General features: G+C 66.9%; 16 protein-coding genes. All 16 read right to left on the minus strand.

Annotation, left to right across the window (positions count from 1 at the left end; all coding sequences use genetic code 11):
* Positions 1–3 precede the first annotated feature (3 nt).
* Complete coding sequence (locus Sp245p_RS09935) at positions 4–861, minus strand: dienelactone hydrolase family protein (RefSeq protein ID WP_014240145.1); 858 nt, start codon at positions 859–861, stop codon at positions 4–6.
* Positions 862–987: 126 nt separating this feature from the next.
* Positions 988–1,677 (minus strand): ABC transporter ATP-binding protein, encoded by a 690-nt coding sequence (locus Sp245p_RS09940; protein ID WP_038528362.1) that lies wholly within the window; start codon positions 1,675–1,677, stop codon positions 988–990.
* Entirely contained in the window at positions 1,670–2,917 is a 1,248-nt protein-coding gene (locus Sp245p_RS09945) for a lipoprotein-releasing ABC transporter permease subunit (protein ID WP_014240143.1), read from the minus strand. The genes Sp245p_RS09940 and Sp245p_RS09945 overlap by 8 nt, the downstream gene beginning before the upstream one ends.
* Before the next feature lie 162 nt (positions 2,918–3,079).
* The gene (gene proS, locus Sp245p_RS09950) at positions 3,080–4,393 is read right to left on the minus strand and encodes a proline--tRNA ligase (RefSeq protein ID WP_014240142.1); all 1,314 of its coding nucleotides are present in this window, start codon (positions 4,391–4,393) and stop codon (positions 3,080–3,082) included.
* A 124-nt stretch (positions 4,394–4,517) separates the two neighbouring features.
* The gene (locus Sp245p_RS09955) at positions 4,518–4,916 is read right to left on the minus strand and encodes a hypothetical protein (RefSeq protein ID WP_014240141.1); all 399 of its coding nucleotides are present in this window, start codon (positions 4,914–4,916) and stop codon (positions 4,518–4,520) included.
* A gap of 8 nt (positions 4,917–4,924) precedes the next feature.
* A complete protein-coding gene (locus Sp245p_RS09960; RefSeq protein WP_014240140.1) occupies positions 4,925–5,809 on the minus strand; it encodes a hypothetical protein in 885 nt (294 codons plus the stop codon).
* A gap of 413 nt (positions 5,810–6,222) precedes the next feature.
* On the minus strand, positions 6,223–6,822 hold the full coding sequence (locus Sp245p_RS09965) for a DNA-3-methyladenine glycosylase I (RefSeq protein ID WP_014240139.1): 600 nt from the start codon (positions 6,820–6,822) through the stop codon (positions 6,223–6,225).
* Between the two features lie 25 nt (positions 6,823–6,847).
* Positions 6,848–7,096 (minus strand): DUF1467 family protein, encoded by a 249-nt coding sequence (locus Sp245p_RS09970; RefSeq protein ID WP_014240138.1) that lies wholly within the window; start codon positions 7,094–7,096, stop codon positions 6,848–6,850.
* Between the two features lie 28 nt (positions 7,097–7,124).
* Positions 7,125–7,529, minus strand: coding sequence for a methylmalonyl-CoA epimerase (mce, locus tag Sp245p_RS09975; protein ID WP_014240137.1), 405 nt, complete (start codon positions 7,527–7,529; stop codon positions 7,125–7,127).
* Between the two features lie 33 nt (positions 7,530–7,562).
* Entirely contained in the window at positions 7,563–9,281 is a 1,719-nt protein-coding gene (locus tag Sp245p_RS09980; RefSeq protein ID WP_014240136.1) for a ribonuclease J, read from the minus strand.
* Positions 9,278–10,051 carry a type III pantothenate kinase gene (locus Sp245p_RS09985; RefSeq protein WP_038528379.1) on the minus strand — a complete coding sequence of 258 codons (774 nt, stop codon included), beginning with the start codon at positions 10,049–10,051 and terminating at the stop codon, positions 9,278–9,280. The genes Sp245p_RS09980 and Sp245p_RS09985 overlap by 4 nt, the downstream gene beginning before the upstream one ends.
* Positions 10,052–10,054: 3 nt before the next feature.
* Complete coding sequence (locus tag Sp245p_RS09990) at positions 10,055–10,849, minus strand: biotin--[acetyl-CoA-carboxylase] ligase (RefSeq protein ID WP_109138485.1); 795 nt, start codon at positions 10,847–10,849, stop codon at positions 10,055–10,057.
* Entirely contained in the window at positions 10,846–12,294 is a 1,449-nt protein-coding gene (gene nuoN / locus Sp245p_RS09995) for an NADH-quinone oxidoreductase subunit NuoN (RefSeq protein ID WP_014240133.1), read from the minus strand. Before nuoN ends, Sp245p_RS09990 begins: the two co-directional genes overlap by 4 nt.
* Before the next feature lie 10 nt (positions 12,295–12,304).
* Positions 12,305–13,831, minus strand: a complete 1,527-nt coding sequence (locus Sp245p_RS10000; protein WP_014240132.1) for an NADH-quinone oxidoreductase subunit M — start codon at positions 13,829–13,831, stop codon at positions 12,305–12,307.
* Between the two features lie 24 nt (positions 13,832–13,855).
* Positions 13,856–15,943 carry an NADH-quinone oxidoreductase subunit L gene (nuoL, locus tag Sp245p_RS10005; protein ID WP_014240131.1) on the minus strand — a complete coding sequence of 696 codons (2,088 nt, stop codon included), beginning with the start codon at positions 15,941–15,943 and terminating at the stop codon, positions 13,856–13,858.
* Between the two features lie 9 nt (positions 15,944–15,952).
* Entirely contained in the window at positions 15,953–16,261 is a 309-nt protein-coding gene (gene nuoK / locus Sp245p_RS10010; protein WP_014240130.1) for an NADH-quinone oxidoreductase subunit NuoK, read from the minus strand.
* Positions 16,262–16,263: the final 2 nt, after the last annotated feature.

Below are 16,263 nucleotides of genomic sequence, written 5' to 3' on the forward strand. Positions count from 1 at the left end.
CGTTCAGGTCAGGTTCTTCTTCAGGAACTCCACGGACCGGCCCCAGGCGAGGTCCGCCGCGTCCTTGTTGAAGCGCTCCGCCGACGTGTCGTTGTGGAAGGCGTGATTCACGTTGTCGTACATGAAGAGTTCGTAGGACTTGCCGCCCTTTTTCAGGGCCTCCTCATAGGCCGGCACCTTGGCGTTCACATTGTTGTCCAGCCCGGCGTAATGGAGCTGGAGCGGCGACTTGATGGTCGTGACCAGCGTCGGGTCGGGCGCCGGGCCGTAGAAGACGACGCCCGCCTTGAGGTCCGGCGCCTTGATGGCCAGCCGGTTGGTCATGCCGCCACCCCAGCAGAAGCCGATGGCCCCAACCTTGGCGTTGGAGTAGCGGTAGGCCATCAGATCGCTCATCGACGCGATCAGGTTGTTCACCGTCTTGTCGGGGTCGAGCTGGCCGATCATCTCGCGGGCGCGGTCGGGGTCCTGCGGGGTGCCGCCGAGCGGGGACAGCAGATCCGGGGCCATGGCGACGAAGCCGGCCACCGCCAGCCGCCGCGTCACGTCCTCGATGTAGGGATTGAGGCCGCGGTTCTCGTGGATGACCACCACCGAAGGCGCCTGCTCGGCCAGCTTCGGGCGGGCCCGGTAAGCCTGGACATCGCCGGTCGCGCCCTGGAAGGTGACGCGGTCCGTGGCGATGCGGCTGTCATCCTCCGGCACCTCGGCGGCCAGGGCGTAGTTCGGCTCGATCTGGGAGAGGATCGCCGGAATGGCCGCCGCGCTGCCCGCCAGCACCGCCAGCCGCTCCAGGAAGACGCGGCGCGGCAGCGGCCGGTGGGTGTACTCGTCGTACAGATCGATGATCTTCTGATCCATGAACTCCGGTCCCTCCTTGTTGAGTTGCGCGAAGTCTGCCCCAGGACGCACCGATCACCAATCCGCCGAACGGCGATGCCACTCTTACGCGGTTTGGCCGATCACGCCGCCGCACCGCGATGGCGGTCAAACCCGCGCGTGCTCCACGAGGACGCCGTCGCTCATTTCGAGCACCCGGTCCATGCGGTTGGCAAGCTCCAGATTGTGGGTGGCGATCAGCGCGCCGACGCGGGCCTGCCGGACGATGGAGGTCAGCATGGCGAAGACCCCCTCCGCCGTGTGCGGGTCGAGGTTGCCCGTCGGCTCATCGGCGATCAGCAGGCCCGGCCCGTTGGCCAGCGCACGGGCGATGGCGACACGCTGCTGCTCGCCGCCCGACAGGCGGGCCGGACGGTGGCCGGCGCGCGGCTCCAGCCCGACCATGCGCAGAAGCTCCAGGGCGCGCTCGCGGGCGGTGCGCTTCGCCACCCCGTTGATCATCTGCGGCAGCACGATGTTCTCCAGAGCGGAGAATTCCGGCAGCAGGTGATGGAACTGGTAGACGAAGCCGACCGAGCGACGGCGCACCTCCGTCCGCTTCCCGTCGTCCAGGGCGGACACGTCGGTCCCGGCGATCCGCACGGTGCCGGCGGTCGGCCGCTCCAGCAGGCCGGCGATGTGCAGCAGCGTCGATTTGCCGGCGCCCGAGGGGCCAACCAGCGCGACCAGTTCGCCCGCATGGACGGTCAACTCCGCCCCGCGCAGCACCTGAAGCTCGGTCCCCGCCTGCTCGAAGGTCCGGACGATCCCCGACAGTTCCAGCATCGGCTCACTCATAGCGCAGGGCCTCCACCGGATCGAGACGGGCCGCCCGCCAGGACGGGTAGACGGTGGCGGCGAAGGACAGGCCCAGCGCCATCAGCGTGACCTGAACCACCTCCGACCAATCGATCTTCGCCGGCAATTGCGACAGGAAATAAATCTCGGCGTTGAACAGGTTGGTGCCGGTCAGCGCCTGGATGCCCTGGCGGATCGTCTCGATGTTCAGCGCGAAGGACACGCCCAGGGCCACCCCCAGCAGCGTCCCCGCCACGCCCACCGAGGCGCCGGACAGGAAGAAGATGCGCATGATCATGCCGCGGGTGGCGCCCATGGTGCGCAGGATGGCGATGTCCCGCCCCTTGTCCTTCACCAGCATGATCAGGCTGGAGATGATGTTAAAGGCGGCCACCGTGATGATCAGCGACAGGATCAGGAACATCACGTTGCGCTCGACCTGGAGCGCCGTGAAGAAGCTGGCGTTGGACTGCTGCCAATCGACCACCCGCCCCACCCCGGCCACCGCCGACTGGATGGCGTCGCGCGCCTCCCGTATCCGGGTCGGGTCGCTGACAAAGACCTCCAGCGAGGTCACCGCCTCGCCCGTGCGGAAGAAGGCCTGGGCCTCCGGCAGGGGCAGGAAGATGAAGCTGTTGTCGTACTCGAACATGCCGACGTCGAACACGGCGCCGATGGTGAAGCTGCGCATCCGCGGCACCGTGCCGAAGGCGGTGACGTTGCCCTGTGGCGCGATCAGGGTCATCTGGTCGCCGACCGCCAGACCCAGCCGCTGCGCCATGCGGATGCCGATGGCGATGTTGTCGTCACCGAATGCCTCCGCCGTGCCGCGCACGATGTTGCGGGACAGCGTCGGGCGGACCCGGAAATCCTCCGGCCGCACGCCGCGCACCACCGCACCGGAGGCGACCCCGCGAACCGACACCAGCGCCTGCCCCTCGACCGTCGGCGTCACCCCGACGACGCCGGGCACGCCCTGGAGACGCTGCACCAGCGGGTCGTAATCGGGCAGCGGCCCGCCGCGGACGCTGTAGACGTTAAGGTGGCCATTGAGGCCGAGCACGCGGCCCAGAAGCTCCGCCCGGAAGCCGTTCATCACCGACATCACAATGATCAGCGTCGCCACGCCGAGCGCGATGCCCAGCAGCGAGAATCCCGCGATGACCGAGATGAACCCTTCCTGGCGGCGCGCCCGCAGATAGCGCATCGCGACCATGCGTTCGAAGGCGGAGAAGATCATGCGGCTCCCGATGAGCGAAGGGCGGGCGGCGGAGGCCCGGCAAAAGCAAAGGCGGCGGACCGCAACCAGTCCGCCGCCCCGCAACATAAGTGCTTAACCGTGGCAGGAAAAGGGCGACTTTCCAGCGACCTTCCAAGGCGCTCGCTCCCCCGCCCCACGGTGTTACGCCGAGAGCTTCTCCAGAGCGCTGTCCACCGACAGCTCCTGCTTCTCGCCGGTGGAGCGGCGCTTCAGCTCGACCACGCCGTTCTTCAGGCCGCGCGGCCCGACGACGAGCTGCCACGGCAGGCCGATCAGGTCCATGTCGGCAAACTTCACGCCCGGACGCTCGTCACGGTCGTCGTACAGGACGTCCATCCCGTTGGCGCGGAGCTTGTAGTACAGCTCCTGGCAGACGCGGTCGGTCTCGGCGTCGCCGACCTTCAGGTTGACGAGGCCGACGTTGAAGGGCGCCACGGCGTCGGGCCAGATGATGCCGTTGTCGTCATGGCTGGCCTCGATGATGGCGCCCATCAGGCGCGACACGCCGATGCCGTAGGAGCCCATCTCGACCGGAACCGGCTCGCCGCCCGGACCGGCGACGACGGCGTTCATCGGCTTCGAGTACTTGGTGCCGAAGTTGAAGATGTGGCCGACCTCGATGCCGCGGGCCGACACCAGGTCCGACTCCGGAACCGGGCAGTTGCCGGGCTCGTGCTTCTCGTCGGTCGCCGCGTAGATCGAGGTGTAGGTGTCGAAGAAGGGCTGCAGGTCCTCGTCGAAGCCCGGGGCGTTCTGCAGCACGTCCAGGGTCAGCCAATCCTTGTGGCAGAAGACGCCGCTCTCGCCGGTCTCGGCCAGGATGATGAACTCGTGGCTGAGGTCGCCGCCGATGGGGCCGGTGTCGGCGCGCATCGGGATGGCCTTCAGCCCCATGCGGGCGAAGGTGCGCAGATAGGCCAGGAACATCTTCTGGTAGGAGCGCCGGGCGCTGGCCGCGTCGATGTCGAAGCTGTAGGCGTCCTTCATCAGGAACTCGCGCCCGCGCATCACGCCGAAGCGGGGGCGGATCTCGTCCCGGAACTTCCACTGGATGTGGTAGAGGTTCAGCGGAAGCTGGCGGTAGCTTTTCACGAAGGCGCGGAAGATGTCGGTGATCATCTCCTCGTTCGTGGGACCGAACAGCATCTCGCGGTCGTGACGGTCGGTGATGCGCAGCATCTCCTTGCCGTAATCGTCGTAGCGGCCGCTTTCCTTCCACAGCTCCGCCGACTGGATGGTCGGCATCAGCAGTTCCTGGGCGCCGGCGGCGTCCTGCTCCTCGCGGACGATCTGCTCGATCTTCTTCAGGACCCGGTGGCCCAGCGGCAGCCAGGCGTAGATGCCGGCGCTGGTCTGGCGGATCATCCCGGCCCGCAGCATCAGGCGGTGCGAGACGATCTGCGCCTCGGTCGGGGTCTCCTTGAGGGTCGGCAGGAAGAAGGTGGACAGCCGCATGGCTCTGCTCTCGGTTTCGAGGGGATTCGTCCGGCGGTGCGCCGGTCCGCAACAGGGACAGGGACTTTAGGAAGCCACCGCGCGCTTGTCCATCGTCACGGCGCGCGGCGAGGGCCGGATCGGCCTATCGGGCGGTGCGGCAATAGGCGTAGACCTCGGCCTCGCTCGGCGCGCCAATGGGCTGGCCGTTGAAGTAGAGGCGGTTGGCGTACCAGGTCAGATAGCCGACCTCGACGCCCGGCGCCGCCCCACCCTGCGGCACCGGGAAGCCCATGCGGCGGGCGAAATCCACGGTCACCGGGATGTCGAACCGCTCCAGCGGCGGCGCGGCGCCGGCCGAGCCCGGCAGGTCGGCGGGGGCCACCGCCTTGCCCTTCACGTCCACACCGGGCGTGTACTCCACCCCCGGCGCCGGGCGGTGGGCGGTCAGGAACTGGCAGGCGGAGAGATCGATCGGTTGCGCCGCAGCCCCACCGGAAAGCGCCAGCGAAGCGATGACGGACAGGGCGGAGCGGCGGATCATGGCGGACCTCAGCCTTGGGCGGCGGCGGACTGTTTCATGGATTTCCAGTAGGTGGCGAGATAGGGCATGCCCTTCTCCGCCTCCTCCTGGGTGCGGGCCGACTGGCGGATGTACTTGCCGAGGAAGGGCTTGTTCACGAATTCCATGTCGACGGCCGCCTTCAGCACCAGGAACTCGCCGATCCGGTCCGGCAGATTGTAGTGCCATTTCTGCAGGCAGTCCGAAGTCACCCCCGGCTTGGCCTGATCCTGGCCCGACAGGTAGAATTCCTGGTGATGGTATTGGTTGATCTCCTTCCAGGCCTGGAAGATGCGCGCCGGCTTGACGCGGATCAGCCCCTTCAACACCTTGATGTCGTCATGGAACAGCGGCAGGTAGCCGCGACGCTCCGCCTGCTCGTTCAGCATGGTGTAGAGGCCGGCCATGACATCGCCTTCCGCACCCTGCTCGCTGGTCTTCCTTTCCGGCTTGTCCGCCTTGCGACCGAACAGCGAGGCGAAGAAGCCCTTCTTCTTGGCCGGCGCCGACCCGCCGCTGTCCGCCCCCACCTTCCGCTCGTCCCACAGCGCGTCCCAGGCGTAATCCCAGGCGGTGAAGACGGCGTTGGAGCGGTCGTCGAGCACGGTCAGCAGATAGTCGCGCCCGTCCCGCGGCCAGTCGACATCGCCGACGATGGCCCGCACCGGACGGCGGCTGAGCAGCACCGGGAAGATCCCGACGCGCACCAGTTCCGCGTAGATTTCCTGGAAGGACGGGGTCAGGGCAAAGGGGAGCTTGGCCGCCGGCTGCTCTTCGGGGGTCAGCAGTTCAAGACTTTTGCGAGTGCGGTCGAGCAGTTCGGTGGTCAGAATGGCCGCGAACTGCTCGAACTTCTCATTATCACCCGCGGTCATCGGCGCCTCGACATCGTTCTCCCCGCTGACGGTCGCAAGCCCGGCTGCGAATGCCGACGCGCTTGAATCGAAAGTCGGAACGGACGCTTGCCCGCTTCCTGCACAGTGGATCAGCTATAGCCGATAAAGGGTTAATTCATTCTGTACCGAAGCACAACGCTCCGTCCACCTACGAACGAACGTCGGCCCGGACATCGCAAGCCGGCCGGGACGAAAAAAGGACCGCGCGGCGATCGCGGCGCGGCCCGAGGTTTAGGGAGGAATCGCCACCAGGCGTCGGAAAAGAGGGAAGAACCCCTCTCGTCACACCAAGTACATTGAACCCGACCCCACCCGATGACAAGACGGAATTTGGAATAAACCAAGTCGTCAGCAAAGAATTCGCAGGTTTCGCCCAAGACATAGGCGGTTGATTACGTCATAGGCGCCGATATGCCTGCTTTATGAGCGTCGTATCCTGCGAACCCCTGCCGAACGGCGACCATCCAAGGGGGATCGAGCATGGCGACCTCGGACCAGACCGGGCAACGGGGCTGATGCGCGCCCGGCAGATAGCCGAGACTCATCAGGAATTCGCCGGTGATCTCGCCGCCGGTAAAGCGGAAGGTGCGCTTGAACAGCCGGATCCACTCCGCCTTGCTCAAGGGGTGATGGGCGCGCAGCCAGCCGTCGAACGATCCGTGCGTTTCGCGCAGGGCCACGATCCGCCGCGCGTTCTCAATGGCGGCGTCGACCTTCAGCCGGTTGCGGATGATTCCCGGATCGGCCAGCAGCCGTTCCCGCTCCGCCTCGCCATAGGCAGCGACGCGGTCGATGTCGAAAGCGTCGAAGGCGGCGCGAAAGGCCTCGCGCTTCTTCAGAATGGTCAGCCAGGACAGGCCCGCCTGATTGATCTCCAGAATCAGCCGCTCGAACAGCACCCGGTCGTCGGCGCTGGGGAAGCCGTACTCGCTGTCGTGGTAGGGGCCGTGATGCGCGTGGCCGGGCGCCGCGTCGCAATAGGTCAGGCTCACGCGAAGGCTCCTTCCGGGAGGGGGATCAGTGCGGCTTGGCCATCTCGCGGAAGGAAATCAGGTCCGACTGCACGATGCCGAAAATGACCAGCCACACCACCGCCGCGACCAGGGTCGTGGCGGCGAATTTCAGGAGGATGCGCGGGCGCTCCGGCGCGCTGCTCGCCATGCCCGGCTCGGGCTGGGCCGGGGTGCGCACGCCCCAGGGCAGCACCGCGAACAGCACCACCCACCAGACGACCACATAGACGCTGATGCCCGTCACCCAGCCCATCGCATGCCTCCGGTCTTCGCGCCTTGCCTCAGGCCTGCTCCAGCTCCACCAGGGTGCCGCAGAAGTCCTTGGGATGCAGGAACAGCACCGGCTTGTCGTGGGCGCCGATCTTCGGTTCGCCGTCGCCCAGAACGCGGGCGCCCTGCGCCTTCATCCGGTCGCGGGCGGCCAGGATGTCGTCCACCTCGTAGCAGATGTGGTGGATGCCGCCGGACGGGTTCTTTTCCAGGAAGCCGGCGATCGGAGACTTCTCGCCAAAGGGATGGAGCAGCTCGATCTTCGTGTTGGGCAGCTCGACGAAGACGACGGTGACGCCGTGCGGCGCCAGGTCCACCGGCTGGGACACCGCGGCGCCCAGCGTGTCGCGGTAGAGCGCGGTCGCCGCCGTCAGATCCGGCACGACGATGGCGACGTGGTTCAGCTTCCCGATCATGGGTCCTCCCGAAAGGCGTAAACTCGGAAACGCTTATACACGGACGAGGTGCACGTCCGTCACCGGCTTCTTGCCGTGCGTCGCGTTGAAACAGCGGCGGACGGCGATCCGAGCGGCGGCGCGCACCTGCTCGTCGTCGGAGCGGGCCGATTTCGGCATCTCGGCGACGGCCTCGCGCACCGCGTCCACCACGTCGAGCAGCATGTCGCGGTCCGCCGAGTCGTCGAGCAGCCCCATCACCGCGATCTGCGGCGCGGTCACCAGCTCGCCCTTGCCGTTCATCACCAGCGTGACGACGGCGGCGCCGTTGTGGACCATCCGGTGGCGCGCCCGCATCAGCCCGGTGTCGAGCGGGATCAGCCGCTTGCCGTCCAGCGCCATGCGGCCGGAGCGGACCTGTGCCACCACCCGCGGCGGCGCGTCGGGCGCCAGCCGGATCAGGTCGCCGTTGCCGGGGACCAGAGCCTCCGGCACCTGACAGGCGCGGGCCAGCTTGGCGTGCTCCAGCTGGTGGCGCTGCTCGCCATGGACCGGCATGGCGATGCGCGGGCGCACCCATTGGTACATACGGACCAGCTCGTCCTGCGCGGGGTGGCCGGACACATGGACCGGCGCCTCGTCGGCGGTGACGATTCGGATGCCCTGCCCGACCAGCAAATTCTGCATGCGGCCGATGGCCCGCTCGTTGCCCGGAATCTCGCGGGAGGAAAAGATCACCACGTCGCCGCGCTGCAGCGACACCTGGGGATGGTCGTCCGATGCGATGCGGGCAAGGGCGGAGCGCGGCTCGCCCTGGCTGCCGGTGCAGACCAGCACCAGCTTGTCGCGCGGCACGTAGTTGGCGTCATGCTCGGTCAGGAAGGCCGGCAGGTCTGCGAGGTAGCCGTTGGAGCGCGCGGCCTCGTTGATCCGCCACATCGACCGCCCGACCAGGGCGACGTGGCGTCCGTGCGCCGCCGCCGCGTGGGCGATGCTTTCCAGCCGCGCGACGTTGGTGGCGAAGCAGCTCACCGCGACGCGCACGTCGGGAAACTGCCCGATCAGCTCGGTCAGCGTCTTGCGCACGCTGCCCTCCGACCCGGAGCTGCCGGGCACCAGAGCGTTGGTGCTGTCGCCGATCAGCGCCAGCACGCCCTCGTCGCCGACGGCGCGCAGCCGCTCCTCGTCGGCCGCCTCCCCCACCAGCGGCTCGGGGTCGAGCTTCCAGTCGCCGGTGTGCAGCACCGTGCCGGCGGCGGTGCGGATCGCCAGGGCGTTCGGCTCGGGGATCGAATGGGTGACCGTCACATACTCGACCGAGAAGGGGCCGACCTCGATGGTGCTGCCCAGCGCCACCTCATGCACCGGCACCACCCCGGCCAGCCCGCGCTCGTGCAGCTTGGCGCGCAGCACGGCGGCGGTGAAGGGCGTGCAGTAGACCGGCACGCGAAGCTGCGGCCACAGATACTGGATGGCCCCCAGGTGATCCTCGTGCGCGTGCGTGACCACGATGCCCACGAGGTCGTGCCGGCGCTCCGCGATGAAGGCGGGGTCCGGCATGATGACGTCCAGCCCCGGCATCGTGTCGTCCGCGAAGGAGATGCCGAGATCCACCATCAACCACTTGCCGCGATGGCCGTAGAGGTTGAGGTTCATGCCGATCTCGCCCGAACCGCCCAGCGGCAGGAAGTAGAGCGCGTCGTCCTCGGGAGCGAACAGGTCGCCGTCTCCCTCGACCGGGTGGACGGAGGGAGCGGAGTCGGGATGGGTCATTGGGCCGTGTTGCGCTTGTGGATCAGGAGGAGGCCGCGCAGCGTGAGTTCGCCGTCGGTGTGTTCGATTACATGGGTTGCCTTGGCGAAAAGCACACCCAGCCCTCCGGTCGCGACGACCGTCATCGGCTCGCCGTACTCCGCCCGGATGCGGTTGACCAGCCCTTCGATCAGGCCGACATAGCCCCAGAAGACCCCGGACTGCATGCACTCGACGGTGTTGGTGCCGATGACGTGGCCCGGCTGCTGGATTTCGACGCGGGGCAGCTTGCTCGCCGCCATCTGCAGCGCCTCCAGCGACAGGTTCAGGCCGGGCGCGATGACGCCGCCGCGGTAGTTGCCGTCGCGGTCGACCACGTCGAAGGTCGTTGCCGTGCCGAAGTCGATGACGATCAGCGGCGTCTTGTAGGTGGCCGCCGCCGCCACCGTGTTGACCAGACGGTCGGCGCCGACCTCGTCGGGCCGGTCCACCAGCGCGCGGGTGCCGAGATCGACCCCCGGCTGGCCGACCACAAGCGGATCGCAGCCGAAATGATCCTTGCACAGACGCTTCAGGTTGAAGGTGGCGCCGGGCACCACGCTGGCGATGATGGCGCTGTCGATGTTCGCCGGGCCCAGGCCCTTCAGCGCCATCAGGTGGGTCACCCACACCATGTATTCGTCGGCGGTGCGCTTCTTGTCGGTCGCCGTGCGCCACAGGCCGCGCTGTTCGTCGCCCTCATAGATCGCGAACACCACGTTGGTGTTTCCGGCGTCGATGGCGAGCAGCATCTCTCAGGTCTCCACCGCGGGTGGGAAAAACACGTCTCCGGCGGCGATGCGCTGGCGCCCCGCCCCGTCATCCCGATCAAGCAACAGAACGCCGTCGCTGTCCAGATCGGCGAAGGTGCCGGTCAGCGTGCGGTCCGGCAGACGGACGACGATGGGCTCGCCCAGACCCCGCGCCCGCTTCAGCCAGGCGGCGCGCACCGGGCCGAAGCCATGCTCCGCCCAGACGCCGTACCAGCGCGCCAACTGCTCCGCGTAGATTTCCAGCAGGGCCGCGGGCTGGAGCGCGGGGGCGCCCTCCGCCGCCAGCGACGTGGCCGCGTAGTCCGTGCCCTCGGGAAAATGCCGCAGGTTGATGCCGACGCCGAGCACCAGCCAGGAGACCCCGCCCCTGGCCGCTGCCTCCGACTCGAGCAGGATGCCGGACAGCTTGCGGCCGTGGACCAGCACGTCGTTCGGCCATTTGCAGCGCACGCCGTCGGGATCGGGGAGGACGGCGGCGGCGGTGTCGGCGATGGCGAGCGCCGCCACGAACGAAATCTGCGCCGCCTCGGCCGGCGGGCGCGAGGGACGCAGTATGGTCGAACTGTACAGATTGCCTTCCGGCGAGGTCCAGCCCCGGCCGCGGCGGCCGCGGCCCGACTCCTGCCGCTTGGCCCATACGATGGTGCCTTCGGCAGCCCCCGAACGCGCGAAGGCCTTCGCCTCGTCGTTCGTGCTGCCGACGGAGTCGAAGGCCATCACCCGGAAGCCCGGAGGCAGGCGCAAGCGCGCCGCCTCCGCTTCGTTGCCTGCCGTCATCCGGCGAACAGCGAGGCCGCCGCCGCCGCCGCGTAGTTCAGGATCGGCGCCGGAACCACGAAGAACAGCAGGGTGAACAGGCCGGTGGCGATCAGGATGCCGGTCATCCCGTCGTCGCCGATCTTGTCGAACGCCTCCACCGGCTCATCGAAGTACATGATCTTGATGATGCGCAGGTAGTAGTAGGCGCCCACGACGCTGGTCAGCACGCCGATCACCGCCAGCGTGTAGAGCTGCGCCTCGATGGCGGCAAGGAAGACGTAGAGCTTGCTGAAGAAGCCGGCCATCGGCGGGATGCCCGCCATGGAGAACATGAACACCGCCATCGCGCCCGCCAGCAGCGGGTTGGTGCGCGACAGACCGGCGAGGTCCTTGATCTCCTCAACCATGCGGCCCTGCTGCTTCATGCACAGGATGACCGCGAAGGTGCCGATGTTCATGACGATGTAGACCGCCATGTAGATCAGCACGCCGCGCACGCCTTCCTGGGTGCCGGAGGCGAGGCCGACCAGGGCGTAGCCGACGTGGCCGATGGAGCTGTAGGCCATCAGCCGCTTGATGTTGCTCTGGGTGATCGCCGCGAAGGCGCCGAGCGACATCGAGAGGATCGAGCTGACGATGATGATCTGCTGCCACTGGTGGGCCAGATGACCGAACGGCTCGATCAGCAGGCGGGTGACCAGCGCGATGGCGGCGACCTTCGGGGCGGCGGCGAAGAAGGCCGTGACCGGGGTCGGCGCGCCCTCGTAGACGTCCGGCGTCCACATGTGGAACGGAACGGCGGAGATCTTGAAGGCCAGACCGGCGACGACGAAGACCAAGCCGATGATGACACCCACCGACGGATGCGCGCCGCCGGCGAACAGGGCGGCGATCTTGTCGAAGGAGGTCGTGCCGGCGAAGCCGTAGACCATCGAGGCGCCGTACAGCAGCATGCCCGAGGAGAGCGAGCCGAGCACGAAGTACTTCAGGCCCGCTTCCGAGGACTTGGCGCTGTCGCGGCGGAAGGCGGCGATGACGTAGAGCGCGAGGCTCTGCGTCTCCAGCCCGACATAGAGGGAGATGAGGTCGTTGGCCGACACCATCATCAGCATGCCGAGCGTGGCGAAGAGCATCAGCACCGGGAACTCGAACCGGGCCATCTTCTCGCGCTCGTTGAAGCCGAGCGCGAGGAGGACCGACAGCGAGGCGGCGACGAGGATCAGCACCTTCATGAAGACGCCGAAGGCGTCCATCACGAAGAGGCCGTTGAAGGTGACGACCCGGCCGGTGCCGTAGCCCATGGTCAATATGGCGGCCAGCAGCAGCGCCACCATCGTCATGTAGCCGATGGGGCGCGTGAAGCCGTCACCGCGGAACACGCCGATCAGCAGCAGGGCCATGCCGGCGCAGGCGAGGAAGATTTCCGGCAGGGCCGGCCAGATGTCGGGAAACACAGCGGTCATGTCGGAACCTCTAGCGCGCGGCGACGGAGACGTCGGCCCCGCCCTGAGCGGCGGCCAGCTTGGTCTGGTAGGTCTGGATCAGCTGCCCGACCGACGCCGAGGTGACGTTCAGGAAGCTGTTCGGATAGACGCCCATCCACAGCACCACGACGATCAGCGGCAGGAAGATGGCAACCTCGCGGGTGTTCAGGTCGAACATCGCGCGGACGTCCGCCTTGACCAGCTTGCCGTACACGACGCGGCGGAACAGCCACAGCGCGTAGGCCGGGCCCAGGATCAGGCCGGTGGCGGCCAGGAAGGCGACCCAGGTGTTGTCGCGGAAGGCGCCGAGCAGGACCAGGAACTCGCCGACGAAACCGGAGGTGCCCGGCAGGCCGACCGAGGCCATGGTCATGAACAGGAAGACCACCGCGTATTTCGGCATGTTCTTCACCAGACCGCCGTAGCGGGCGATCTCGCGGGTGTGCAGCCGGTCATAGACGACGCCGACGCAGAGGAAGAGCGCGCCCGAGACGATGCCGTGCGACAGCATCGTGAAGATCGAGCCCTCGATGCCCTGCTGGTTCAGCGCGAACATGCCGATGGTGACGAAGCCCATGTGGGCGACGGACGAGTAGGCGATCAGCTTCTTCATGTCCTCCTGCGCCAGGGCGACGAGGGAGGTGTAGATCACCGCGACGATCGACAGGGCGTAGACCATCGGGGCGAAATACTCGGTCGCCTCGGGCAGCATCGGGATGTTGAAGCGCAGGAAGCCGTAGCCGCCCATCTTCAGCAGAACACCGGCCAGGATGACCGACCCGGCGGTCGGCGCCTCGACGTGGGCGTCGGGGAGCCAGGTGTGCACCGGCCACATCGGCACCTTCACCGCGAAGGACGCGAAGAAGGCCAGCCACAGCCAGAGCTGCATGTTGCGCGGGAAATGGGTCGCCGTGATTGTCGGGATGTCCGTCGTGCCGGCCGCGAAGTACATGGCCAGGATGGCCAGCAGCATCAGGACCGAGCCGAGCAGCGTGTAGAGGAAGAACTTGAACGCCGCGTAGACGCGCCGCGCCCCGCCCCAGACACCGATGATCAGGAACATCGGGATCAGAACGCCCTCGAAGAACATGTAGAAGAGGACGAAGTCCAGCGCGCAGAACATCCCCACCATGAGGGTTTCCAGCACAAGGAAGGCGATCATGTATTCCTTCACCCGGGTCTGCACCGCCTCCCAGGAGGAGAGGATGCAGAGCGGCATCAGGAAGGTGGAGAGGATGACGAACAGCATCGAAATGCCGTCCACACCCATGTGGTAGGAGATCCCGAACTCGGGGATCCACGCCGCCTTTTCCACGAGCTGGTAGCCCGGGTTGCGCGGGTCGAAGTTGAACCAGATGAACAGCGACAGGACGAAGGTGATGACCGTCGTCCAGAGCGCGACGTAACGGACGTTCCGAACCACATCCGGCGTGTTGCCCCTGCAGAAGAGCAGGATCAGCGCCACACCGGCCAGCGGCAGGAAGGTCGTGAACGACAGGAGCGGCCAGCTAGCCATTGTTCTTGTTCCCCTTCAAACCGCTCAACCGAACACCGAGAGCCAAGCCACCAGCAGCACCACACCGATCACCATCGCAAAGGCGTAGTGATAGACGTAGCCGGACTGGAGGCGGCTGGCGCGCGCCGCGACGTCGCGGGTGGCGGCGGCGATCCCGTCCGGACCGACACCGTCGATCACGGCGCCGTCGCCGGATTTCCACAGGCCGTAGCCCAGATACTTGGCCGTGCGCACGAACAGACGGTCGTACAGCTCGTCGAAGTACCACTTGTTGTACAGGAACTGGTGCACGCCACGGAACGTGGTGGCGACCTTCTCCGGCAGGCCCGGGATCGCCATGTACATGATGTAGGCGAGCGCGATGCCGATCAGGCCGACGACCAGCGGAGCCAGCTTGACCCAGCCCGGGGTGTGGTGGTGGGCCGCCTCGATGCTGTTGTTGTCCGCCAGCACCAGGATGGTCTTGCCCCAGAAATGCTCCATGCTGTGGCCGATGAACAGCTCGTGGAAGCCGAAGCCGGCGAACAGCGCGCCCACCGCCAGCACCGCCAGCGGGATCAGCATGACGATCGGCGATTCATGGGCGTGGTCGAAGACCGACTTCTCCATCCGCGGCTTGCCGTGGAAGGTCATGAACAGCAGACGCCAGGAGTAGAAGGCGGTCAGCAGGGCCGCGGCGATGCCGAGCGCGAAGGCGAACTTGCCGACCGGGCTGGCCGAGGCGAAGGCCGCCTCCAGGATCATGTCCTTGGAATAGTAGCCGGCGAAGAAGGGCAGACCGGCGAGCGCGAGGTTGCCGATCCACATCACCGCGTAGGTGAAGGGGATCTTCCGCCAGACGCCGCCCATGTTGCGCATGTCCTGCTCATGGTGCAGAGCGTGGATCACCGAGCCGGCGCCGAGGAACAGCAGGGCCTTGAAGAAGGCGTGCGTGAACAGGTGGAACATCGCGGCGCCGTAGGCGGAGACGCCCGCGGCGAAGAACATGTAGCCGAGCTGGCTCATGGTCGAATAGGCGATGACGCGCTTGATGTCGAACTGGGTGAACCCGATGGTCGCCGCGACGAAGGCCGTCAAGGCGCCGACCACGGCCACGATCTCCAGCGCCGTCGGGGCGTATTCGAAGACCGGGGACAGGCGGCAGACCATGAACACGCCGGCGGTCACCATGGTGGCCGCGTGGATGAGCGCCGACACCGGGGTCGGGCCCTCCATGGCGTCCGGCAGCCAGGTGTGCAGGCCGAGCTGGGCCGACTTGCCCATGGCGCCGATGAACAGCAGCAGGCAGGTGACGGTCAGCGCGTCGAAGTTCCAGCTGAGGAAATGCAGCGTCTGGCCGGCCAGCTCCGGCGCCTTGGCGAAGATCGCGTCGAACTGGACGGAGCCCGTCAGCACGAAGATCGCGAAGATGCCGAGCACGAAGCCGAAGTCGCCGACGCGGTTGACCAGGAAGGCCTTGATCGCCGCGTTGTTGGCCGAGGGCTTCTCGTACCAGAAGTTGATGAGCAGATAGGAGGCGAGACCCACGCCTTCCCAGCCGAAGAAGAGCTGCACGAGGTTGTCGGCCGTCACCAGCATCAGCATGGCGAAGGTGAACAGCGACAGATAGCCCATGAAGCGCGGCTTCTGCGGGTCCTCGGCCATGTAGCCGATGGAATACAGATGCACCATCGACGACACGGTGTTGACCACCACCAGCATGACCGCGGTGAGCTGGTCGACGCGCAGCGCCCAGGACACGTCCAGGCCACCGCTGCGCATCCAGCTCATCAGCTCGATGGTGCGGGGATGCCCGCCGACGGCGACGTCGAAGAACAGCACCCAGGACAGGATCGCGGAGAGCAGGACGGCACCGGTGGTGACGAACTGCGCGGCGCGGTCGCCCACGGTGGGCGGCCCGGCGACGACGTGATGGTCGTCGTGGCCGTCCTCGTGATGCTCGTCGTGAGCGTGCGCGTCGTGCGCATGGGCGTCGTGGCCATGACCGTGGTCATGCCCATGGTGATCGTGGCCGCCGGCGTGCGCCGGCTCCGCCTTCGGCCCGCCGAACAGGGCGATGGAACCCGCGACGAGGAACGCCAGGAGCGGGAGGAATACGACAAGGACTTCCATGGCGCTGCCTTAGCCCCTCATCAGATTGATGTCTTCGACCCGGATGGAGCCGCGGTTGCGGAAGTACACCACCAGGATGGCGAGACCGATGGCCGCCTCGGCGGCGGCGACGGTCAGGATGATCATGGAGAAGACCTGCCCGACCAGATCGTTCAGGAAGACCGAGAACGACACCAGATTCAGGTTCACGGCGAGCAGCATCATCTCGATCGACATCAGGATGATGATGACGTTCTTCCGGTTGAGGAAGATGCCGAGGACGCCGAGCGTGAAGATGATGGCCGAGACCGTCAGATAATGCCCGAGACCGATTTCCATGA

Source organism: Azospirillum baldaniorum (genome assembly GCF_003119195.2).
GTDB classification, from domain to species: domain Bacteria; phylum Pseudomonadota; class Alphaproteobacteria; order Azospirillales; family Azospirillaceae; genus Azospirillum; species Azospirillum baldaniorum.